Consider the following 1,354-nt stretch of genomic DNA (forward strand, 5'->3'; position numbering starts at 1 on the left):
GATCGCCGCCGCCCGCGCCGATTTCGACGCGGCCGAGGCGCTGGGGGCGGATCCGGCGGAAATCCTCAGCCTGCGTGACAGCCTGTTGCCACGCATGGCCAATCCCGATGTCGCTGCCGCTGACGGCTATCGCTGGAGTGCCAGCGCGGGTTGGAGCCATACCCGTTTCAGTGGTAACCGGCAGAGCTGGAATGATGCCGACCTGTCGCTACGCCGGTACTTCAAGCGCGGCTCGCTGGGGCTGGAAATGCTGCGTGCGGACCATTTCAACACCAGCGATATCGCCTGGGCGCTGGATGGCTACACCCCGCTGTGGTCGCGGGCCTACGCCAATCTGCGTTACCAGCATGGCCCGTCCAGCGGCGTGTTGCCCCGGCAGTCCTGGCGCGTGGAAGTGTTCCAGGGTGTGGGCAGTGGCTGGGAACTGTCGGCCAGTGTCGATCACCTGCGTTTTTCCGGAGACACCGAGTTCTACGGAATTGGCGTGGGCCGCTACAGCGGCAACTGGTACGGGCGCTACAAACTGCAGCACGTGCCGGGCGTGGGCTCGGGCAGCTGGAGTCATCGCGTACTGCTGCGCAACTACTATCGCGGTGACGCGGACAACTACCTGGAAGTGAGCGTCAGCAGCGGTCGCAGTACCGACGTGGACCGCTTCGGCAGCCTGGTGCGCGACAACAACGCGAGCCTGGGGGTCGCCTGGCGGCACCAGTTCGCCCCGAACTGGGGCTTCAAGCTCGGTGCCGGTTATGCCGACGATGATGGCGGTTTCGACGAGCAGCGGGTATCGGCGTCGATCTATACGCGCTGGTAAGGGGGCAGGCGACGATGACAACACCGCACAACGGTAGCGCGTGGGCGCGCTTTTCCTCGGTTTTCCCGGTTCTGCTGCTGGCCCAGCTGGTGCTGGTGGCGGTAACCGTGGCCAATGCGGTGGCCGGTGCCGGCGACACTGCGTCGCAGCGCTGGGCGGTGGCCGGTGTGGCCACGGCACAGTCGCTGCTCGTGCTGCTGCGTGCGTTGCCGCTGCTGCTGTTGCTGTCGTTGCCGCTGCTTGCACTGAAACGGGCGGTGCCGCGTGCTGTCACCCTGGCCCTGCTGTGGTCAGTGTTCCTGGTCGTGCAGGTGGTGCTGGACCAGTATTTCCAGGTGGCGCAGGTGCCGTTGGGGGCGGATCTGTTCGGTTACAGCGTCGCCGAGATCCGCACGACGCTGTCTGACGGGGCGCCGATGACATTGCGCGGTGTCCTGGCGATCGGCCTGCCATTGCTGGTGCTGTGGGCGGGGCTGCTGTGGCAGGCACGGCGTAATGTCGCCGGTTCTGCGCGCTGGAGCGGCGGGCTGCTGGCCGGCG

2 protein-coding genes are annotated in these 1,354 nt (G+C 66.6%); both read left to right on the top strand.

Annotated features, from left to right (window positions below):
- Nucleotides 1–814, top strand: an 814-nt coding sequence (locus JCM9942_RS16025; RefSeq protein ID WP_054660851.1) for a YaiO family outer membrane beta-barrel protein, incomplete at its 5' end; no start/stop codon positions are given.
- Between the two features lie 14 nt (nt 815–828).
- On the top strand, nt 829–1,354 hold a 526-nt coding region (locus JCM9942_RS16030; protein WP_054660853.1), incomplete at its 3' end, for a hypothetical protein.

The sequence above is a fragment of the Stenotrophomonas pictorum JCM 9942 genome (assembly GCF_001310775.1).
GTDB classification, from domain to species: Bacteria; Pseudomonadota; Gammaproteobacteria; order Xanthomonadales; family Xanthomonadaceae; genus Stenotrophomonas; species Stenotrophomonas pictorum.